Genomic DNA, 18,691 nt, shown 5'->3' on the forward strand with positions numbered 1-18,691 from the left:
AACGACTTATGAAACTAAAGACCACATTGTTCGGCAATGTTTATCAATTCAAGGATGTTAAAGAGGTGCTGGCGAAGGCCAACGAACTGCGTTCGGGGGATGTGCTGGCGGGGGTTGCGGCGGCAAGTTCGCAGGAGCGCGTAGCGGCAAAACAGGTGTTGTCGGAAATGACGGTGGCGGATATCCGCAATAACCCGGTGATTGCCTATGAAGAAGACTGCGTGACGCGTCTGATTCAGGACGACGTCAACGAAACGGCCTACGCCCGTATCAAAAACTGGAGCATCAGCGAGCTACGTGAATATGTGCTGAGCGATGAAACCAGCGTTGACGACATTGCCTTTACCCGCAAAGGGTTGACCTCGGAAGTGGTCGCAGCGGTGGCGAAGATTTGCTCCAACGCTGACCTGATCTACGGCGGGAAGAAAATGCCGGTTATCAAAAAGGCCAATACCACCATTGGCCTGCCAGGCACATTTAGCTGCCGTTTGCAGCCAAACGACACGCGTGACGATGTGCAAAGTATCGCCGCGCAAATCTACGAAGGACTTTCCTTCGGGGCGGGCGATGCGGTGATCGGCGTCAACCCGGTAACGGATGACGTTGAGAACTTAAGCCGTGTACTGGATACCGTCTATGGCGTTATCGACAAGTTCAATATTCCAACCCAGGGCTGTGTACTTGCGCACGTCACCACCCAGATTGAAGCCATTCGCCGCGGTGCGCCGGGCGGCCTGATTTTCCAGAGTATCTGCGGTAGTGAGAAGGGGCTGAAAGAGTTTGGTGTGGAGCTGGCGATGCTCGACGAAGCGCGCGCAGTGGGCGCGGAGTTCAACCGGATTGCCGGGGAAAACTGTCTCTATTTTGAAACCGGACAGGGCTCCGCGCTGTCGGCTGGCGCGAACTTCGGTGCCGATCAGGTGACGATGGAAGCACGTAATTACGGCCTCGCCCGTCACTACGATCCGTTTCTGGTAAATACCGTGGTCGGCTTTATTGGGCCGGAGTATCTCTACAACGACCGCCAGATTATTCGTGCGGGTTTAGAAGATCACTTTATGGGCAAGCTGAGCGGCATCTCTATGGGCTGCGACTGCTGTTACACCAACCACGCTGACGCTGACCAGAACCTTAACGAAAACCTGATGATCCTGCTCGCCACCGCAGGCTGTAACTACATCATGGGCATGCCGCTGGGTGATGACATCATGCTCAACTACCAGACTACGGCCTTCCACGACACCGCCACTGTGCGTCAGTTACTCAACCTGCGCCCGTCACCGGAGTTTGAACGCTGGCTGGAGAACATGGGCATTATGGCAAACGGTCGCCTGACCAAACGGGCGGGCGATCCGTCACTGTTCTTCTGATGACGCGGAGATAACACCATGGATCAAAAACAGATTGAAGAAATTGTACGCAGCGTGATGGCGTCAATGGGGCAGGCGGATGCCGCACCAGCGGAAGTGAAGTGCAGCACCCTAACCTGCGCGACGCCTGCGTCCACGGAATGCTGCTCGCTCGATTTAGGCTCGCCGGAAGCGAAAGCCTGGATTGGCGTTGAAAACCCGCATCGCGCGGATGTCCTGACGGAACTGCGCCGCAGCACGGCGGCGCGCGTGTGTACCGGTCGTGCTGGCCCACGCCCGCGTACTCAGGCGCTGCTGCGTTTCCTGGCTGACCACTCGCGCTCTAAAGATACGGTGCTGAAAGAGGTACCGGAAGAGTGGGTGAAAGCGCAGGGGCTGCTGGAAGTACGCTCTGAAATCACGGACAAAAATCTCTATCTGACGCGCCCGGATCTGGGGCGACGTCTGAGCGAAGAGGCCATTGATGCACTGAAAACGCAGTGTGTCGCAAACCCGGATGTGCAGGTGATTGTGTCTGATGGTTTGTCTACCGATGCCATCACCGCGAATTACGAAGAGATCTTACCGCCGCTGCTCGCCGGGCTGAAACAGGCCGGGCTGAAAGTGGGCACGCCATTCTTTGTACGCTACGGGCGCGTGAAGATTGAAGATCAGATTGGCGAACTGCTCGGCGCAAAAGCGGTGATTCTGCTGGTGGGAGAGCGTCCGGGGCTGGGGCAGTCAGAAAGTCTCTCTTGCTATGCCGTTTACTCACCGCGCGTGGCGACCACCGTGGAAGCCGACAGAACCTGTATTTCCAATATTCATCAGGGCGGTACCCCACCGGTTGAAGCGGCGGCGGTCATTGTGGATTTGGCAAAACGTATGCTGGAGCAAAAAGCATCCGGCATCAATATGACCCGTTAAGGAGGCATCATGCCAGCTTTAGATTTGATTCGACCGTCCGTTACCGCGATGCGCGTGATTGCCTCTGTTAACGCGGAGTTTGCCCGTGAACTTAAATTACCGCCACATATACGTAGTCTCGGACTCATCACGGCAGATTCTGATGACGTAACGTATATTGCCGCTGACGAAGCGACAAAACAGGCGATGGTTGAAGTGGTTTATGGTCGCTCGCTGTACGCCGGGGCGGCGCACGGCCCGTCACCGACGGCGGGTGAAGTGCTGATTATGCTGGGCGGCCCGAACCCAGCTGAAGTTCGCGCGGGTCTGGACGTGATGGTTGCCAATATTGAAAACGGCGCGGCGTTCCAGTGGGCTAATGATGCGGAAAATACCGCATTCCTGGCGCACGTGGTATCGCGTACCGGTTCGTATCTCTCCTCGACGGCAGGATGCACGCTGGGCGACCCGATTGCGTATCTGGTCGCGCCGCCGCTGGAAGCCACCTATGGCATTGATGCCGCGTTGAAATCGGCGGATGTGCAACTGGTAACCTACGTACCGCCGCCGTCGGAAACCAACTATTCCGCCGCGTTCTTAACGGGCAGCCAGGCCGCGTGTAAAGCCGCCTGTAATGCGTTTACCGATGCGGTACTGGATATTGCGCGCAACCCTATCCAGCGTGCGTAACGGAGGTAGCGGATGATCAACGCCCTGGGATTACTGGAAGTTGAGGGGATGGTCGCGGCGGTTGATGCGGCGGATGCGATGCTGAAAGCCGCCAACGTCCGCCTGCTGAGTCACGAAGTGCTGGACCCAGGCAGGCTAACGCTGGTGGTGGAAGGTGACCTTGCCGCGTGTCGCGCCGCGCTCGATGCGGGGTATGCAGCAGCAATGCGCACCGGTTGCGTTATCAGTCGCAAGGAAATCGGCAGGCCGGAAGAGGATACCCAGTGGCTGATTGGCCGATTTACCCGCCAGCCGACGCAACCGGTAAAAGCGCCTGAAGCGCCCGTGCTGGAGGCTGAATCTGCCGACGCGCTGATGGCGTTGCTGGCCAATGCACGTCAGGGAATGACCGCAGGTGAGGTGGCTGCACACTTCGACTGGTCGCTTGAACAGGCCAGAACGGTGCTTGAACAGCGCTTTTCTGATGGTGCGTTGCGAAAACGCAGCAGCCGCTATCGCGTCAAAAATTAACCCGCCGGAGGTGCCGGAAGTGCAAGCGCGCTTCCGGCATTCAGAATCATGAAAAAGACTCGTACCGCAGATTTGCACCATCTTTATCATGAAGCAGTACCTGATAACGTTAAGCTGACGCCGAAGGTTGAAGTGGATAACGTTCATCAGCGGCTGACGACGGATGTCTATGAACATGCGTTGACGATAACCGCCTGGCAGCAGATCTACGATCAGCTGCATCCCGGAAAATTTCGCGGTGAGTTCACGGAAATTCTGCTGGATGATATTCAGGTATTTCGCGAATACACCGGCCTGGCGCTGCGTCAGTCGTGCCTGGTGTGGCCAAATTCCTTCTGGTTTGGCATTCCCGCCACGCGCGGTGAGCAGGGGTTTATCGGTTCGCAATGTATTGGCAGCGCGGAGATCGCCACGCGTCCGGGCGGCACGGAGTTTGAACTGAGTACGCCGGATGACTATACCATCCTCGGTATTGTGCTTTCTGAAGATGTGATTGCCCGCCAGGCCAATTTTCTGCACAACCCGGAAAGGGTGTTGCATATGCTGCGCAACCAGTCGGCGCTGGAGGTCAAAGAACAGCATAAAGCGGCGCTGTGGGGATTTGTGCAACAGGCACTGGCAACCTTTAGCGCCGACCCGGAAACGCTGCAACGCCCCGCGGTGCGCAAAATATTAGGCGATAACCTGCTGCTGGCGATGGGGATGCTGCTGGAAGAGGCGCAGCCCATTATGACGGCGGAGAGTATCAGCCATCAGAGCTATCGTCGGCTGCTGGCGCGCGCACGCGAATACGTGCTGGAGAACATGTCCGAGCCGCTGACGGTGCTTGATTTATGTAACCAACTCCATGTGAGTCGTCGTACGCTGCAAAACGCGTTTCACGCTATTTTAGGCATTGGACCAAACGCCTGGCTGAAACGCATTCGCCTGAACGCCGTGCGCAGAGAGTTAATTAGCCCATGGTCAACAAGCATGACGGTGAAAGATGCGGCAATGCAGTGGGGATTCTGGCATCTGGGGCAGTTTGCGACGGACTACCAGCAACTGTTTGCTGAGAAGCCGTCGCTGACGTTGCATCAGCGGATGTGTCAGTAGGCGTAATGTGCGGCCTGTGTGCCGGATGGCGACGCGTTGCGTCTTATCCGGCCTACAGGTTCGGTGCTGGTAGGCCTGATAAGCGTAGCGCCATCAGGCAATTACACCCAGTCCCTGACCTTAATAAACTCGCTCAACGCCGCTTCCGGGCTGCCTGCTTGCGGCTGATAATCATATTCCCAGCGCACCAGCGGTGGCATCGACATCAAAATGGATTCGGTGCGCCCGCCAGTCTGTAAACCAAACAGCGTGCCGCGATCCCAGACCAGATTAAATTCGACGTAGCGGCCTCGGCGATAAAGCTGGAAATTACGCTCGCGCTCGCCCCAGATAGCCGCTTTACGCCGCTCAACGATCGGCAAATACGCGTCGGTAAAACCGTTGCCCACTGCCTGCATAAAGGCAAAGCAGCTGTCGAAGTTCGGTGTGTTGAGATCGTCAAAGAACAGCCCGCCAATGCCGCGCTGCTCGTTGCGGTGCTTAATGAAGAAGTAATCGTCACACCATTTTTTATAGCGCGGATATACGTCTTCACCGAAGGGCTGGCACAGGTCACGTGCGGTACGGTGCCAGTGAATGGCATCTTCTTCGAAACCATAAAACGGGGTTAAATCGAAGCCGCCGCCAAACCACCACACCGGGTCAGCGCCCGGTTTTTCAGCGATGAAGAAACGCACGTTGGCATGGCTGGTTGGCACATACGGGTTGCGCGGATGCACCACCAGCGATACGCCCATCGCTTCAAAGCTGCGCCCGGCAAGTTCCGGGCGATGCGCGGTGGCTGACGCCGGCATTGCATCACCGTGAACGTGCGAGAAGTTAACGCCCGCCTGCTCGAAGATATCGCCGTCGCGCAGCACGCGGCTGCGACCGCCGCCGCCCGCGTCGCGCTGCCAGCTATCTTCGATAAACGCGCCACCGTCCAGCGCAGAGAGTTGCTGGCAGATATCGTCCTGCAATTGCAGTAAAAAGGCCTTTACCTGGTTTGCATCAACGGTCATTAGCGTTTCCTGGCGTGGGCTTTTTGGTTATCGAACCAGTGGAAATAGCTGACGATACCTGAGGCTATCGCGTTGGCGATTTTCTGACGAAACGCCGTGGTGCCCAGCAGACGCTCCTCTTCCGGGTTGGTGATGAACGAGGTTTCAACCAGTACCGACGGAATGGATGGCGACTTCAGCACCACGAACGCGGCCTGTTCAGTGCCTTTACTGTGCAGCTTGTGCACCGGCTTAATCTTTTTCAGGATATGCGAGCCCAGCGTCAGGCTGTTCTTAATAGTATCAGTTTGCACCAAATCGAACAGGACCTGCTGGAGCAGGTGATCTTTATCCGTGGCTTTTTTGCCCGCCACTTCATCCGCCCGGTTTTCACGGTCGGAGAGGTATTTTGCCATTGCACTACTCGCGCCACGGTTGGAAAGCGCAAACACCGATGCACCGGCGGCCGACGGGTTGGTAAAACCGTCGGCATGAATCGACATGAAGAGGTCCGCGCCGTGTTTGTGGGCTATCTCTACCCGATCATAGAGCGGAATAAAGGTATCGCCAGAACGGGTTAAGCGCGCGTCAATGCCCTGGCTGCGCAGAATGGAACGCACGTTCTTGGCAATCGCCAGCACCACGTGTTTCTCTTTCGAACCGTTGCGGCCAATCGCGCCGGTATCAATACCGCCGTGACCGGGGTCGAGCACCACGATGCGTTTACCCGATTTTTTCGCCGCAGGTTTGCTGTGCCCGTTGCTGGTTTTTAACGGCGCCTCTTTGGCGGTTGCCTGTGATATTCCTGACAACGTCAGTGCTGCCAGTCCGGCTTTCAGCACCTGGCGGCGCGAAGCAAGTGATTTTAAAGGTTTAAAAGTGCTCATTCGGCCTGAGTTGTAAAAAATAGTGTTCCAGATGTTATATCGTATCGCGTTTCCCGTTACGACTACTGAAGATTAGAATTGTTTTACTTTTCATTTCAATACGTGACGAAGCGGCATTATGGCATTTTTTTGCGCTATTTTCGCCAGATATTGGCTAATTCGGACGATCACGCCATAATCACTGTTTTTAAACCCGAGAAGGGGCAGGGATACCATGGAGATACGCGTTTTTCGCCAGGCCGATTTCGAAGAGGTCATCACCCTGTGGGAGCGATGCGATCTGCTGCGCCCATGGAACGATCCGGAAATGGACATCGAACGCAAAGTGCATCACGACGTCAGCCTGTTCCTGGTGGCAGAAGTAAACGGCGAAGTGGTGGGGACAGTGATGGGCGGCTATGACGGCCATCGCGGCTCGGCCTACTACCTTGGCGTGCACCCGGAATTTCGCGGGCGCGGCATTGCCAATGCGCTGCTCAATCGTCTCGAGAAAAAGCTGATTGCGCGCGGCTGCCCGAAAATTCAGATCATGATCCGCGAAGATAACGACGTGGTGCTGGGCATGTATGAGCGCCTGGGCTACGAGCACAGCGACGTGCTGAATTTAGGTAAGCGTTTGATTGAAGATGAAGAGTACTAAGCCGCTACTTTTCTCCTCTGATTACGACGAGACGGGAAAGCTGAAATTGCCCTGGCTCATCTGGGGCGTATTGCTCCTACAGGTTCGCTCTCTATGGCTTGCGATGCATTCCGTTGCTTTTGAGGGGCGGCATTTTGAAGGTTTCGACACCTTTTGCGCCTTATTTCCGGGTATTCCTGCACTGATTGTTTTTGCTATGGTGGGGCGAGGACGGTTTTACTGGTGCTGGAGCTTTTGGTGTTCAGGACGCTGGATCTTGATTTTCGGGCAATGGCTGCAGCCTGGATGGTTATTGTTTAACTGGCTAAACGGTGAGCCAATAACGGCCTGGTCGGTGGTCTTTTTTATTGCAAATCTTCTTGCGCTGTATTGGGTACACACTAGCCAGCGCTTATGGGCATGTTTTACCCATGAATATGGCTATTCTTCATTTCATTACAAAAATATTCATTACTGAGAGGGATATCTCAGGTTGGCGGCAAGATGAAGCATACTGAGTTTTTCCCTTCCGATTACGACCATCATGGCCGCCTGCGTTTACCTTTCCTGTTCTGGCTTGTACTTTTGCTACAGGCCCGAACATGGGTATTGTTTGTGATTGCTGGCGCATCGCGCGAGCAGGGCGGCGCGTTGCTTGGGCTGTTTTACCCCGACCACGATAACTTCTGGCTCGGCCTGCTGCCCGGCGTGCCTGCGGTGCTGACTTTCCTGTTGAGCGGCAGGCGGCAGCATTTTCCTCGTTGCTGGCGCGCGCTGCGTCCGTTGCTGATTATCGCCCAGGGCGTGCTGCTGGTCTGGCAACCCTGGCTCTGGCTTCAGGGTGAACCGCTTTCCGGTATTGGTCTGAGCCTGGTGGTCATCGACCTGTTTGCGCTCTGGTGGTTGATGACCAATCCCCGATTACGCGCCTGTTTCCGGGAAATTACAGAATAAAGTGCACTTTTTGCTGAGAGCACACTCCAACAGGCGTTGAACAAATAAGAAAGGACTTAGAGATGAAATCGCTGCGTTTACTTGTATGTGCCCTGCCGCTGGCCTTAACCGGCTGTTCCACGCTCTCTTCGGTTAACTGGTCTGCGGCAAATCCGTGGAACTGGTTTGGTTCTTCGACCGAAGTCACTGAGCAGGGCGTCGGTGGCATCACCAGCACCACCGCGCTGGATGAACAGGCGATTAACGACGCGCTGGGCGGCGACTATCGCCTGCGCAGCGGGATGAAAACCGATAACGGTACCATCGTGCGTTATTTCGAAGCGTTGAATGGCGACAAGCTGGCATTGGTGGTGAACGGCGAAAACGGCAGCGTAAGCCGCATCGACGTACTGGATAGCGCCATCAAAACCGACAGCGGCGTAGAGATTGGCTCGACCTTCAGCGATATCTACAGCAAAGCCTACGGGCACTGCCAGAAAGCCACCGGTGATGACAGCGCAGGTGTCGAATGTAAAGCCGAAGGCAGCCAGCATATTAGTTATCTCTTCACCTGCGAATGGAGCGGCCCGCAGGATTTAATGCCGTCCGATGACGCGCTGAAAAACTGGACGCTGAAGAAGATCGTCTGGCGTCGTTAATTTTGCGCAAGGTTAATCCTTCGTTCTAAAAAAACGCGTACAATAGCCCCCATAAATTGAATGCCACGATGTCGTGGCATTTTTGTGGAGGGAGAGCGATGTCTCAGGTTCAGAGCGGCATTTTGCCGGAACATTGCCGCGCGGCGATTTGGATTGAAGCCAATGTGAAAGGGGATGTAAACGCCCTTCGTCAGTGCAGCAAAAATTTTGCCGATAAACTGGCTGGTTTTCAGGCTAAATTCCCCGATGCGCATTTAGGCGCGGTTGTCGCCTTCGGCCCGAAAGTGTGGCGCGAACTGAGTGGCGGCGTGGGTGCGGAAGAGCTGAAAGATTTTCCGGGCTACGGCAAGGGCCTTGCGCCAGCCACCCAGTTTGATGTGCTGATCCACATTCTTTCTTTACGCCAGGATGTTAACTTCTCTGTTGCGCAGGCGGCGGTGGAAGCCTTTGGCGACAGCATTGATGTACAGGAAGAGATCCACGGTTTCCGTTGGGTGGAAGAACGTGACCTGAGCGGCTTTGTCGATGGTACCGAAAACCCGGCGGGTGAAGAAACGCGTCGCGAAGTGGCGGTCATTAAAGACGGCGTCGATGCGGGCGGCAGCTATGTGTTTGTTCAGCGTTGGGAACATAACCTTAAACAGCTGAACCGCATGAGCATTCCTGATCAGGAAATGATGATTGGCCGTACCAAAGAAGCCAACGAAGAGATCGACGGTGACGAGCGCCCGGTGACCTCTCACCTGAGCCGCGTTGACCTGAAAGAAGACGGTAAAGGGCTGAAAATTGTTCGCCAGAGCCTGCCGTACGGCACCGCCAGCGGCACTCACGGCCTCTATTTCTGCTCTTACTGCGCGCGTCTGCACAACATCGAACAGCAACTGCTGAGTATGTTCGGCGACACCGACGGTAAACGTGACGCAATGCTGCGCTTTACCAAACCGGTTACCGGCGGCTATTACTTCGCACCGTCGCTGGATCGTTTGCTGGCACTGTAACAGTTGCCTGATGGCGCTACGCTTATCAGGCCTACCTGCTCATCCCCGCATACACGGGGATTTTTTTTACCTGAGATTTACCCTAATTAGTGAGCTGTTCGGCAGTATTCATTTGTTTTTAATGTATTTTCATTGTTAATGGAGTGTAAGGCTCTATCTTCAAAAGGGAGAACATTGAAATGGGTAAACTCACGGGCAAAACCGCATTGATTACGGGCGCGTATCAGGGTATCGGCGAAGGCATCGCCAGAACCTTTGCCCGCCATGGCGCGAACCTGATCCTGCTGGATATTTCCGATGAGCTTGAAAAACTGGCCTACGATCTGGCCGGACGTGGCTATCGTTGTACGGTCGTGAAGGCCGACGTGCGCGACTTCGCTGCTGTTCAGGCGGCCATTGCGCAGGCTAAAGAGCGGGAAAATAAAATCGATATTCTGGTCAATAACGCGGGCGTCTGTCGCTTAGGCAGCTTCCTCGAGATGAACGAAGAAGATCGTGATTTCCATATTGATGTGAATATCAAAGGCGTCTGGAACGTCACGCGAGCCGTATTGCCGGATATGGTGGCGCGCGGCGATGGGCGCATCGTGATGATGTCCTCGGTCACGGGCGATATGGTGGCGGACCCAGGCGAAACGGCATATGCGATGTCGAAAGCGGCGATTATTGGCTTAACCAAATCGCTGGCGGTGGAATACGCCCAGTCGGGTATTCGCGTGAATGCCATCTGCCCGGGTTATGTGCGCACGCCAATGGCGGAAAGCATCGCGCGTCAGTCGAACCCGGAAGACCCGGAATCGGTGCTGACGGAGATGGCGAAAGCCATTCCGCTGCGTCGTCTGGCGGACCCATTGGAAGTCGGCGAACTGGCGGCATTCCTCGCCTCTGATGAGTCGAGTTACCTGACGGGCACGCAGAACGTCATTGATGGCGGCAGTACGTTGCCGGAAAGCGTCAGCGTCGGTATCTGAGTCTGACTAATCGCCTCTTCACATCCTGTGGAGAGGCTAAAGCCTTATTCCCTTTTAAACTTCCAAATCACCAAACGGTATATAAAACCGTTACTCCTTTCACACCCGTTATAAATACACTGATGCTTAGAGAATCATCACACGACAAGGGTGCGCAATGGCCGTTAACTTACTGAAAAAAGGATACCTCACGCTGGCAACTTCCCTGTTGCTGGTCGCGCAGGCGCAGGCAACAGAGTTGCTGAACAGTTCTTATGACGTCTCTCGCGAGCTGTTTGCTGCCCTGAATCCGCCGTTTGAGCAACAATGGGCCAAAGACAACGGCGGCGATAAACTGACAATAAAACAATCTCATGCTGGGTCATCAAAACAGGCGCTGGCGATTTTGCAGGGCTTAAAAGCAGACGTTGTAACTTATAACCAGGTGACCGACGTGCAGATTCTGCATGATAAAGGCAAGCTGATCCCGGCGGACTGGCAGTCGCGCCTGCCGAATAACAGCTCCCCGTTCTACTCCACCATGGGCTTCCTGGTGCGTAAGGGTAACCCGAAGAATATCCATGACTGGAACGACCTGGTGCGCTCCGACGTGAAGCTGATCTTCCCGAACCCAAAAACCTCCGGTAACGCGCGTTATACCTATCTGGCGGCATGGGGCGCAGCGGATAAAGCTGACGGTGGCGATAAAGCCAAAACCGAACAGTTTATGACCCAGTTCCTGAAAAACGTGGAAGTGTTCGATACCGGCGGTCGTGGCGCAACTACCACCTTTGCCGAGCGCGGGCTGGGCGATGTGCTGATTAGCTTCGAATCGGAAGTGAACAACATCCGCAAGCAGTATGAAGCGCAGGGCTTTGAAGTGGTGATTCCGAAAACCAACATTCTGGCGGAATTCCCGGTAGCGTGGGTCGATAAAAACGTGCAGGCCAACGGTACGGAAAAAGCGGCAAAAGCTTACCTGAACTGGCTCTACAGCCCACAGGCGCAAACGATCATTACCGATTATTACTACCGCGTGAATAACCCGGAAGTCATGGACAAACTGAAAGACAAATTCCCGCAGACCGAGCTGTTCCGCGTGGAAGATAAATTTGGCTCCTGGCCGGAAGTGATGAAAACCCACTTCAACAGCGGCGGCGAGTTAGACAAGCTGTTAGCGGCGGGGCGTAACTAATGTTTGCAGTTTCTTCCAGACGCGTGCTGCCGGGCTTTACCTTAAGCCTCGGCACCAGTCTGCTGTTTGTGTGCCTGATTTTGCTGCTGCCGCTCTCCGCACTGGTGATGCAACTGGCTCAGATGAGCTGGGCGCAGTACTGGGAGGTGATCACCAACCCGCAGGTGGTCGCGGCCTATAAAGTGACGCTGCTGTCGGCGTTTGTGGCATCGATTTTTAACGGCGTTTTCGGCCTGCTGATGGCGTGGATTTTAACCCGCTATCGCTTTCCGGGCCGCACGCTGCTTGATGCGCTGATGGATTTACCGTTTGCGCTACCAACGGCGGTAGCAGGTTTAACGCTGGCCTCGCTCTTTTCCGTGAACGGTTTTTACGGCGAGTGGCTGGCGAAGTTTGATATCAAAGTCACCTATACGTGGCTTGGTATCGCGGTGGCGATGGCCTTTACCAGTATTCCGTTTGTGGTGCGTACCGTGCAGCCGGTGCTGGAGGAGTTAGGCCCGGAATATGAAGAAGCCGCAGAAACGCTCGGCGCAACGCGCTGGCAGAGTTTCTGCAAAGTGGTGCTGCCGGAGCTTTCTCCGGCGCTGGTGGCGGGCGTGGCGCTGTCGTTTACCCGTAGTCTCGGTGAGTTTGGTGCGGTGATTTTTATCGCCGGGAACATCGCCTGGAAGACGGAAGTGACGTCGCTGATGATTTTTGTTCGCTTACAGGAGTTTGATTACCCGGCGGCGAGCGCAATTGCTTCGGTGATACTCGCGGCATCCCTGCTGCTGCTGTTCTCAATTAACACTCTGCAAAGTCGCTTTGGTCGGCGTGTGGTAGGTCATTAATGGCGGAAGTGACACAGTTGAAGCGTTATGACGCGCGCCCGATTAACTGGGGCAAATGGTTTTTGATTGGCACCGGAATGCTGGTTTCGGCGTTCATCCTGCTGGTGCCGATGATTTACATCTTCGTGCAGGCATTCAGCAAAGGGCTGATGCCGGTGTTACAGAATCTGGCCGATCCGGACATGCTGCACGCCATCTGGCTGACGGTGATGATCGCGCTGATTGCCGTACCGGTAAACCTGGTGTTCGGCATTCTGCTGGCCTGGCTGGTGACGCGCTTTAACTTCCCCGGACGCCAGTTATTGCTGACGCTGCTGGATATTCCGTTTGCCGTGTCGCCGGTAGTTGCCGGTCTGGTCTATCTGCTTTTCTACGGCTCTAACGGCCCGCTCGGCGGCTGGCTGGATGAACATAATCTGCAAATTATGTTCTCCTGGCCGGGAATGGTGCTGGTCACCATCTTCGTGACCTGTCCGTTTGTGGTGCGCGAGCTGGTGCCGGTGATGTTAAGTCAGGGAAGCCAGGAAGACGAAGCGGCGATTTTGCTTGGCGCGTCTGGCTGGCAGATGTTCCGCCGCGTCACGCTGCCGAACATCCGCTGGGCTCTGCTTTATGGCGTGGTGCTGACCAACGCCCGCGCGATTGGCGAGTTTGGCGCGGTGTCGGTGGTTTCCGGCTCGATTCGCGGTGAAACACTTTCGCTGCCGTTACAGATTGAATTGCTGGAGCAGGACTACAACACCGTCGGCTCCTTTACCGCCGCGGCGCTGTTGACGCTGATGGCGATTATCACCCTGTTTTTAAAGAGTATGTTGCAGTGGCGCCTGGAGAATCAGGAAAAACGCGCGCAACAGGAGGAACATCATGAGCATTGAGATTGCCAATATTAAGAAGTCGTTTGGTCGCACCCAGGTGCTGAACGATATCTCACTGGATATTCCTTCTGGTCAGATGGTCGCGTTGCTGGGGCCGTCCGGTTCCGGGAAAACCACGCTGCTGCGGATTATTGCCGGGCTGGAGCATCAAACCAGCGGGCATATTCGTTTCCACGGCACTGACGTCAGCCGCCTTCACGCGCGCGATCGTAAAGTCGGTTTCGTGTTTCAGCATTACGCGCTGTTCCGCCATATGACGGTGTTCGAAAATATCGCCTTTGGCCTGACGGTGCTGCCGCGTCGCGAGCGCCCGAATGCCGCAGCCATCAAAGCGAAAGTGACAAAATTGCTGGAAATGGTGCAGCTTGCGCATCTGGCGGATCGTTATCCGGCCCAGCTTTCCGGCGGCCAGAAACAGCGTGTGGCGCTGGCGCGGGCGCTGGCTGTGGAACCGCAGATTCTGCTGCTTGATGAACCGTTTGGCGCGCTGGATGCGCAGGTGCGTAAAGAGCTGCGTCGTTGGCTGCGTCAGTTGCATGAAGAGCTGAAATTCACCAGCGTGTTCGTTACCCACGACCAGGAAGAGGCGATGGAAGTCGCCAACCGCGTGGTGGTGATGAGCCAGGGCAATATCGAACAGGCTGATGAACCCGATCAGGTCTGGCGCGAACCGGCGACCCGTTTTGTGCTGGAGTTTATGGGCGAAGTAAACCGCTTGCAGGGAACGATTCGCGGCGGACAGTTCCACGTTGGCGCACATCGCTGGCCGCTGGGATATACCCCTGCGTACCAGGGGCCGGTGGATCTCTTCCTGCGCCCGTGGGAAGTGGATATCAGCCGCCGCACCAGCCTCGATTCGCCGCTGCCGGTACAGGTGCTGGAAGCCAGCCCGAAAGGTCACTACACCCAATTAGTCGTGCAGCCGCTGGGGTGGTATGAAGATCCGCTCACCGTGGTAATGCGTGGCGATGATGCGCCAGTGCGCGGCGATCGTTTGTTCGTCGGGCTGCAACATGCGCGGCTGTATAACGGCGACGAGCGTATTGAGTCTCATGAGACGCTTGCTCTGGCGGAATCCGCCTGATAGGTTAATTTGCAGGTTTATCGCCCGGTGGCGCTTCGCTTACCGGGCCTACAGCATATATCATGATTTTGTAGGCCGGGTAAGCGAAGCGTCACCCGGCTTTTTCTTGGGCAGAAAACGTGAACACATTAGAACAAACCATCGGCAATACACCGCTGGTCAAATTACAACGTCTGGGGCCGGATAACGGCAGCGAAGTGTGGGTGAAGCTGGAAGGCAATAACCCGGCAGGTTCGGTGAAAGATCGTGCCGCTCTATCGATGATTGTCGAGGCGGAAAAGCGCGGGGAAATCAAACCGGGTGATGTGTTAATTGAAGCCACCAGTGGTAACACTGGCATTGCGCTGGCAATGATCGCTGCGCTAAAAGGCTATCGCATGAAATTGCTGATGCCCGATAACATGAGCCAGGAGCGTCGCGCGGCGATGCGTGCCTACGGAGCGGAGCTGATTCTGGTCACCAAAGAGCAGGGCATGGAAGGCGCGCGCGATCTGGCGCTGGAAATGGCAAATCGTGGTGAAGGCAAGCTGCTCGATCAGTTTAATAATCCCGATAATCCTTATGCGCATTACACCACCACCGGGCCGGAAATCTGGCAGCAAACCGGCGGTCGCATTACCCATTTTGTCTCCAGCATGGGGACGACCGGTACGATTACCGGCGTGTCGCGTTTTATGCGCGAACAATCCAAACCGGTGACCATTGTTGGTCTGCAGCCGGAAGAGGGCAGCAGCATTCCCGGCATTCGCCGCTGGCCGGCAGAGTATATGCCGGGCATTTTCAACGCCTCATTAGTGGATGAAGTGGTGGATATTCACCAGCGCGATGCGGAAAATACTATGCGCGAACTGGCTGTGCGGGAAGGAATTTTCTGCGGTGTCAGTTCTGGCGGCGCGGTTGCCGGTGCTCTGCGCGTGGCTAAAGCTAACCCCGGCGCGGTAGTGGTGGCGATCATCTGCGATCGCGGCGATCGCTACCTTTCTACCGGGGTGTTTGGGGAAGAGCATTTTAGCCAGGGGCTGGGGATTTAAGCTACGGGTGGGCTCAGTAAATCCGTCCCGTAGGAATTGTCGATGGTACAAAGCCAGCGCTCATCGCGGTGGGCAAACACATAGGTTGCCCGCCTGGTGACCTGCGTGCTGCCGCCGTCTTCCGTTGGAATATCCAGTCGGGTTTCCATAACCACCAGCGCCGTGTCGCCGCCTTCGATAATCTCCATCTTTCCCTGCGTGACCACTAGGCGATGCTGGAAGAAGTCGGCGATGGCGATAAACGCTTTATGAATATTCACTTTGCCTTTCACGATCATCTCCGGCTTCACCACAAGCGTAGCGTCCTCGGCGTAGTAGTTCATTAGCGTGTCGTAATCTTCCTGCGAAATGGCCTGGTCACAGGCTTCGATAACGGCCTTGATTTGGGTCTGTACCTGGGTCATCGCGATGGGCCTCGTGGGTTGTCGTGGTTCACCGTATTAATCGTAATGCTATTCAGTATAAGTTGGCTGCGAGAAAGCGCTGTTAAATTGTCGGGTTTCTCATTGAATTTGTGATGGTTTCTTCATTTTTGGATTTTCATCTTTCTGCATGATTACCCCGTGGGGGAATCGACCTTTGCCGCTGGCTGGCATAACATAGAGCGATAAGTGGATAGCGCATGACCCGCCGTCCAGCGGGAGGAGAAATCATGGACCAGCAAGACGACATACAATCGGTGCTGTTTAGCGACACGCGCCAGGCATTGCAGGCAGATATCGTTGCCGTGCAGTCTCAGGTTATTTATGGCAGCGTGGGCAACAGTATTGCGGTTCCAGCCATCAAGCAGCATGGTTGGCAGGTCATGGCAGTGCCGACGGTATTGTTCAGCAACACGCCGCACTACGATACCTTCTATGGCGGGGTGATCCCGGCTGAATGGTTCCGGGGGTATTTGCTGGCGCTGGAAGAGCGTAACGCGTTGCAAACGCTAAAAGCGGTAACGACCGGTTATATGGGCAGCGCGGAGCAGATTGCCTTGCTGGCCGATTGGCTGGCGACGATTCGTCAAACACACCCTGATATTTTTGTGTTGGTCGACCCGGTTATCGGCGACATTGACAGCGGGATGTATGTGAAGGCGGAGATACCTCTTGCGTATCGCCAGCATTTATTGCCGCAGGCGCAGGGCATTACGCCGAATTTGTTCGAGTTGCAGATGTTGAGCGATATGCCGTGTCATAACCTGGAAGAGGCGATTCTGGCTGCACGCAGTCTGCTGTCAGACACCTTAAAATGGGTGATTATCACCAGTGCGCCGTCGAAAAATCCGGAGGCTATCTCGGTGGTGGCGGTGACGGCAGAGGATATTCGCGTCATCGAGCATCCGAGAATTGTTACTGATCTGAAAGGGACGGGCGATCTGTTCTGTGCAGAGTTAGTGAGCCGTCTGTTGGAAGGCGCATCGCTTGGCGATGCGGCGGAACACGCGGCCAATCGCGTATTGCAGGTCATGACCTGGACCCACGAGCACGAGTGTCATGAGCTGATGCTCCCCCCGCTGTAAATCGGTTCCCACGTCGTCAGGCGTGGGAAATCTCTTCAAGCTGCGGAATACGATACGTTTTATTCACCGCGGCAGCCAGTTCGTTTACCGGTAATGGCTTTGAGAAGTAGTAGCCCTGGAAGTAGTCGACCTGTTTATGCGTCAGATATGCCACCTGATACTCTGTTTCCACGCCTTCAACGATAATTTTCATCCCCAGCGATTTTGCCATATCAATAACACAATCAATCAGTTTGGTGGAATCCGTAGCGCTGGAAATCCCGTTCACAAACAGCTTATCGATTTTAATCAGACCGACCGGCAACCCGGTGAGTAAATTCAGATTGGAATAACCGGTACCAAAATCATCCAGCGCGATGGTCACGCTGCGGCTTTCGAGAAATATGAGCGTTTCTTTTAGCTCATTCACCTTCTCAAACGGTTCACGCTCGGTGATTTCTGCGGTGAGGCGAATACTGTTTTCCGGGAAGCGTTTCAGAAATGCACGACACTCGTCGATAAAGTTGGGCGTCTGAATATGTGATGCGGTGAAATTAAAACTCACGTGGAAAGGCAGGGGCCGTGTCTCAAGCAGGGAAGGCAGTTCATCTCCTGCCAGCGCCATTAATTTGCGTGTCAACGGCACAATAAGCCCGCTCTCTTCAGCAAGCGGAATAAAACTGTCGGGTGAGATAATTTCGCCAGAAGGCGTCACCCAGCGCGCAAGCACTTCCACGCCGTAGAATTTCCCTGAGCCACTGTGGATGACCGGTTGATACCATGGGACGATTTCCCCTTCAGCGATGGCACGCTCAAGATTTTCATACAGCGTAGGGTGATGAAGAATATGTTGCCACAGCACCACCCCGACGATCAGCGCCAGGCACAGCGTCAGCAGCAACGACAGCCAACCCTGTTGCAGATACAACGAAACAGGAACTGTCTTCCAGGCCGGATAGTCGACCGAGTAGGGGAATTTATCTGACTGCACAATGACGTGCCTGGCGTTATCGTTCGGAACCGTTTTTGCGTTTTGCCGCATTACCGTATCGCCAATATGTAACGTCAGCGGCCGCTGATTGCTCAACAGTTCCAGCACCTCGCTCAGCCACTGACCGCTAAAGCTTGAGGTAATCATCCCTTCCGGATATGCCGTTTGCAGCACAATCACCTTATCACCAGGCGAGATGGTCTTATCATCAATGATGGTCAGTTCCTGCGCGGTATGTGCCGCATAATTCATATTGATAGCGTTGGCATCATTGTAGGAAGAGCAGAACAGGGTCTTCTCTTTATAAAGATTGATGATGCGGATATGCGGAACAGAAACCACCAACCGCTCAAGTTCGGTACGCGTTTGGGTGGTGCAGGGTTGTGAAAGCAGAGGATGCGCTTTTGTGGCAGCTTGTCGGGAGGCATTGAGCAGCGAATCGATTTTTTGTACGGTCTTTTTCGCCAGCGCTGAAGTCTGCTCAAGCTCCCCGCCAATCACCTGAAACCAGGTTAATACTGCGCCGCCCACGAGAATTGTCAGCACGCAGAAAAGGGTGGTGATAATTCTAAATTTTGTGCCGACCGCTTTCATCTGCCATCCATTTTTGTCTGATGTAC

21 protein-coding genes are annotated in these 18,691 nt (G+C 55.0%); 17 read left to right on the forward strand and 4 right to left on the reverse strand.

What is annotated here, in order from left to right; genetic code table 11:
• The first annotated feature begins 8 nt into the window (after positions 1-8).
• The 5 genes from eutB to eutR are packed head-to-tail and all read left to right on the forward strand — an operon-like array spanning position 9 to position 4,550.
• Complete coding sequence (gene eutB / locus F0Q32_RS02860) at positions 9-1,370, forward strand: ethanolamine ammonia-lyase subunit alpha (RefSeq protein WP_149461893.1); 1,362 nt, start codon at positions 9-11, stop codon at positions 1,368-1,370.
• A gap of 18 nt (positions 1,371-1,388) precedes the next feature.
• Positions 1,389-2,276 (forward strand): ethanolamine ammonia-lyase subunit EutC, encoded by an 888-nt coding sequence (eutC, locus tag F0Q32_RS02865; RefSeq protein ID WP_149461894.1) that lies wholly within the window; start codon positions 1,389-1,391, stop codon positions 2,274-2,276.
• Positions 2,277-2,285: 9 nt separating this feature from the next.
• Positions 2,286-2,945: an ethanolamine utilization microcompartment protein EutL gene (eutL, locus tag F0Q32_RS02870; protein WP_149461895.1), complete on the forward strand. Its 660-nt coding sequence runs from the start codon at positions 2,286-2,288 to the stop codon at positions 2,943-2,945.
• Between the two features lie 12 nt (positions 2,946-2,957).
• A complete protein-coding gene (gene eutK / locus F0Q32_RS02875; protein WP_149461896.1) occupies positions 2,958-3,455 on the forward strand; it encodes an ethanolamine utilization microcompartment protein EutK in 498 nt (165 codons plus the stop codon).
• Between the two features lie 48 nt (positions 3,456-3,503).
• Positions 3,504-4,550 (forward strand): HTH-type transcriptional regulator EutR, encoded by a 1,047-nt coding sequence (eutR, locus tag F0Q32_RS02880; RefSeq protein WP_149461897.1) that lies wholly within the window; start codon positions 3,504-3,506, stop codon positions 4,548-4,550.
• 101 nt (positions 4,551-4,651) lie between these two features.
• Here the strand turns inward: eutR and hemF are convergent, their stop codons facing one another.
• Both hemF and amiA read right to left on the reverse strand, forming a co-directional pair.
• Positions 4,652-5,551, reverse strand: coding sequence for an oxygen-dependent coproporphyrinogen oxidase (gene hemF, locus F0Q32_RS02885; RefSeq protein WP_149461898.1), 900 nt, complete (start codon positions 5,549-5,551; stop codon positions 4,652-4,654).
• Positions 5,551-6,417 carry an N-acetylmuramoyl-L-alanine amidase AmiA gene (gene amiA / locus F0Q32_RS02890; protein ID WP_015963499.1) on the reverse strand — a complete coding sequence of 289 codons (867 nt, stop codon included), beginning with the start codon at positions 6,415-6,417 and terminating at the stop codon, positions 5,551-5,553. Before amiA ends, hemF begins: the two co-directional genes overlap by 1 nt.
• 214 nt (positions 6,418-6,631) lie before the next feature.
• On the opposite strand from amiA, the gene F0Q32_RS02895 reads away from it, so the two are divergent.
• The 11 genes from F0Q32_RS02895 to cysM all read left to right on the forward strand — a co-directional run bounded on the left by F0Q32_RS02895 (position 6,632) and on the right by cysM (position 15,594).
• On the forward strand, positions 6,632-7,057 hold the full coding sequence (locus F0Q32_RS02895) for a GNAT family acetyltransferase (protein ID WP_015963500.1): 426 nt from the start codon (positions 6,632-6,634) through the stop codon (positions 7,055-7,057).
• Positions 7,044-7,514 (forward strand): DUF2919 family protein, encoded by a 471-nt coding sequence (locus F0Q32_RS02900; RefSeq protein ID WP_149461899.1) that lies wholly within the window; start codon positions 7,044-7,046, stop codon positions 7,512-7,514. The genes F0Q32_RS02895 and F0Q32_RS02900 overlap by 14 nt, the downstream gene beginning before the upstream one ends.
• 26 nt (positions 7,515-7,540) lie before the next feature.
• Positions 7,541-7,990 (forward strand): DUF2919 domain-containing protein, encoded by a 450-nt coding sequence (locus F0Q32_RS02905; RefSeq protein ID WP_149461900.1) that lies wholly within the window; start codon positions 7,541-7,543, stop codon positions 7,988-7,990.
• Between the two features lie 62 nt (positions 7,991-8,052).
• Entirely contained in the window at positions 8,053-8,628 is a 576-nt protein-coding gene (locus F0Q32_RS02910) for an RpoE-regulated lipoprotein (protein WP_149461901.1), read from the forward strand.
• Between the two features lie 98 nt (positions 8,629-8,726).
• Positions 8,727-9,626 (forward strand): Dyp-type peroxidase, encoded by a 900-nt coding sequence (locus tag F0Q32_RS02915; protein ID WP_149461902.1) that lies wholly within the window; start codon positions 8,727-8,729, stop codon positions 9,624-9,626.
• A gap of 179 nt (positions 9,627-9,805) precedes the next feature.
• Entirely contained in the window at positions 9,806-10,597 is a 792-nt protein-coding gene (gene ucpA / locus F0Q32_RS02920) for an SDR family oxidoreductase UcpA (protein WP_149461903.1), read from the forward strand.
• A gap of 157 nt (positions 10,598-10,754) precedes the next feature.
• Complete coding sequence (cysP, locus tag F0Q32_RS02925) at positions 10,755-11,771, forward strand: thiosulfate/sulfate ABC transporter substrate-binding protein CysP (protein WP_149461904.1); 1,017 nt, start codon at positions 10,755-10,757, stop codon at positions 11,769-11,771.
• Entirely contained in the window at positions 11,771-12,604 is an 834-nt protein-coding gene (gene cysT / locus F0Q32_RS02930; protein ID WP_000458406.1) for a sulfate/thiosulfate ABC transporter permease CysT, read from the forward strand. The genes cysP and cysT overlap by 1 nt, the downstream gene beginning before the upstream one ends.
• Positions 12,604-13,479 (forward strand): sulfate/thiosulfate ABC transporter permease CysW, encoded by an 876-nt coding sequence (cysW, locus tag F0Q32_RS02935; RefSeq protein ID WP_000852696.1) that lies wholly within the window; start codon positions 12,604-12,606, stop codon positions 13,477-13,479. Before cysT ends, cysW begins: the two co-directional genes overlap by 1 nt.
• Positions 13,469-14,563, forward strand: a complete 1,095-nt coding sequence (cysA, locus tag F0Q32_RS02940) for a sulfate/thiosulfate ABC transporter ATP-binding protein CysA (protein WP_149461905.1) — start codon at positions 13,469-13,471, stop codon at positions 14,561-14,563. Before cysW ends, cysA begins: the two co-directional genes overlap by 11 nt.
• Before the next feature lie 119 nt (positions 14,564-14,682).
• Positions 14,683-15,594: a cysteine synthase B gene (gene cysM / locus F0Q32_RS02945; protein WP_149461906.1), complete on the forward strand. Its 912-nt coding sequence runs from the start codon at positions 14,683-14,685 to the stop codon at positions 15,592-15,594.
• Here the strand turns inward: cysM and F0Q32_RS02950 are convergent.
• Positions 15,591-15,998, reverse strand: a complete 408-nt coding sequence (locus F0Q32_RS02950; protein WP_149461907.1) for an SgcJ/EcaC family oxidoreductase — start codon at positions 15,996-15,998, stop codon at positions 15,591-15,593. The two genes, cysM and F0Q32_RS02950, sit on opposite strands and share 4 nt — an antisense overlap.
• A 248-nt stretch (positions 15,999-16,246) precedes the next feature.
• Here F0Q32_RS02950 and pdxK point away from each other — a divergent pair, with 248 nt between their 5' ends.
• Entirely contained in the window at positions 16,247-17,101 is an 855-nt protein-coding gene (gene pdxK / locus F0Q32_RS02955; RefSeq protein ID WP_149461908.1) for a pyridoxine/pyridoxal/pyridoxamine kinase, read from the forward strand.
• Positions 17,102-17,117: 16 nt separating this feature from the next.
• On the opposite strand, the gene F0Q32_RS02960 is transcribed toward pdxK, so the two are convergent.
• Entirely contained in the window at positions 17,118-18,665 is a 1,548-nt protein-coding gene (locus tag F0Q32_RS02960) for an EAL domain-containing protein (RefSeq protein WP_149461909.1), read from the reverse strand.
• Positions 18,666-18,691 lie beyond the last annotated feature (26 nt).

It is taken from the genome of Pseudocitrobacter sp. 73 (assembly GCF_008369545.1).
GTDB classification, from domain to species: domain Bacteria; phylum Pseudomonadota; class Gammaproteobacteria; order Enterobacterales; family Enterobacteriaceae; genus Pseudocitrobacter; species Pseudocitrobacter vendiensis.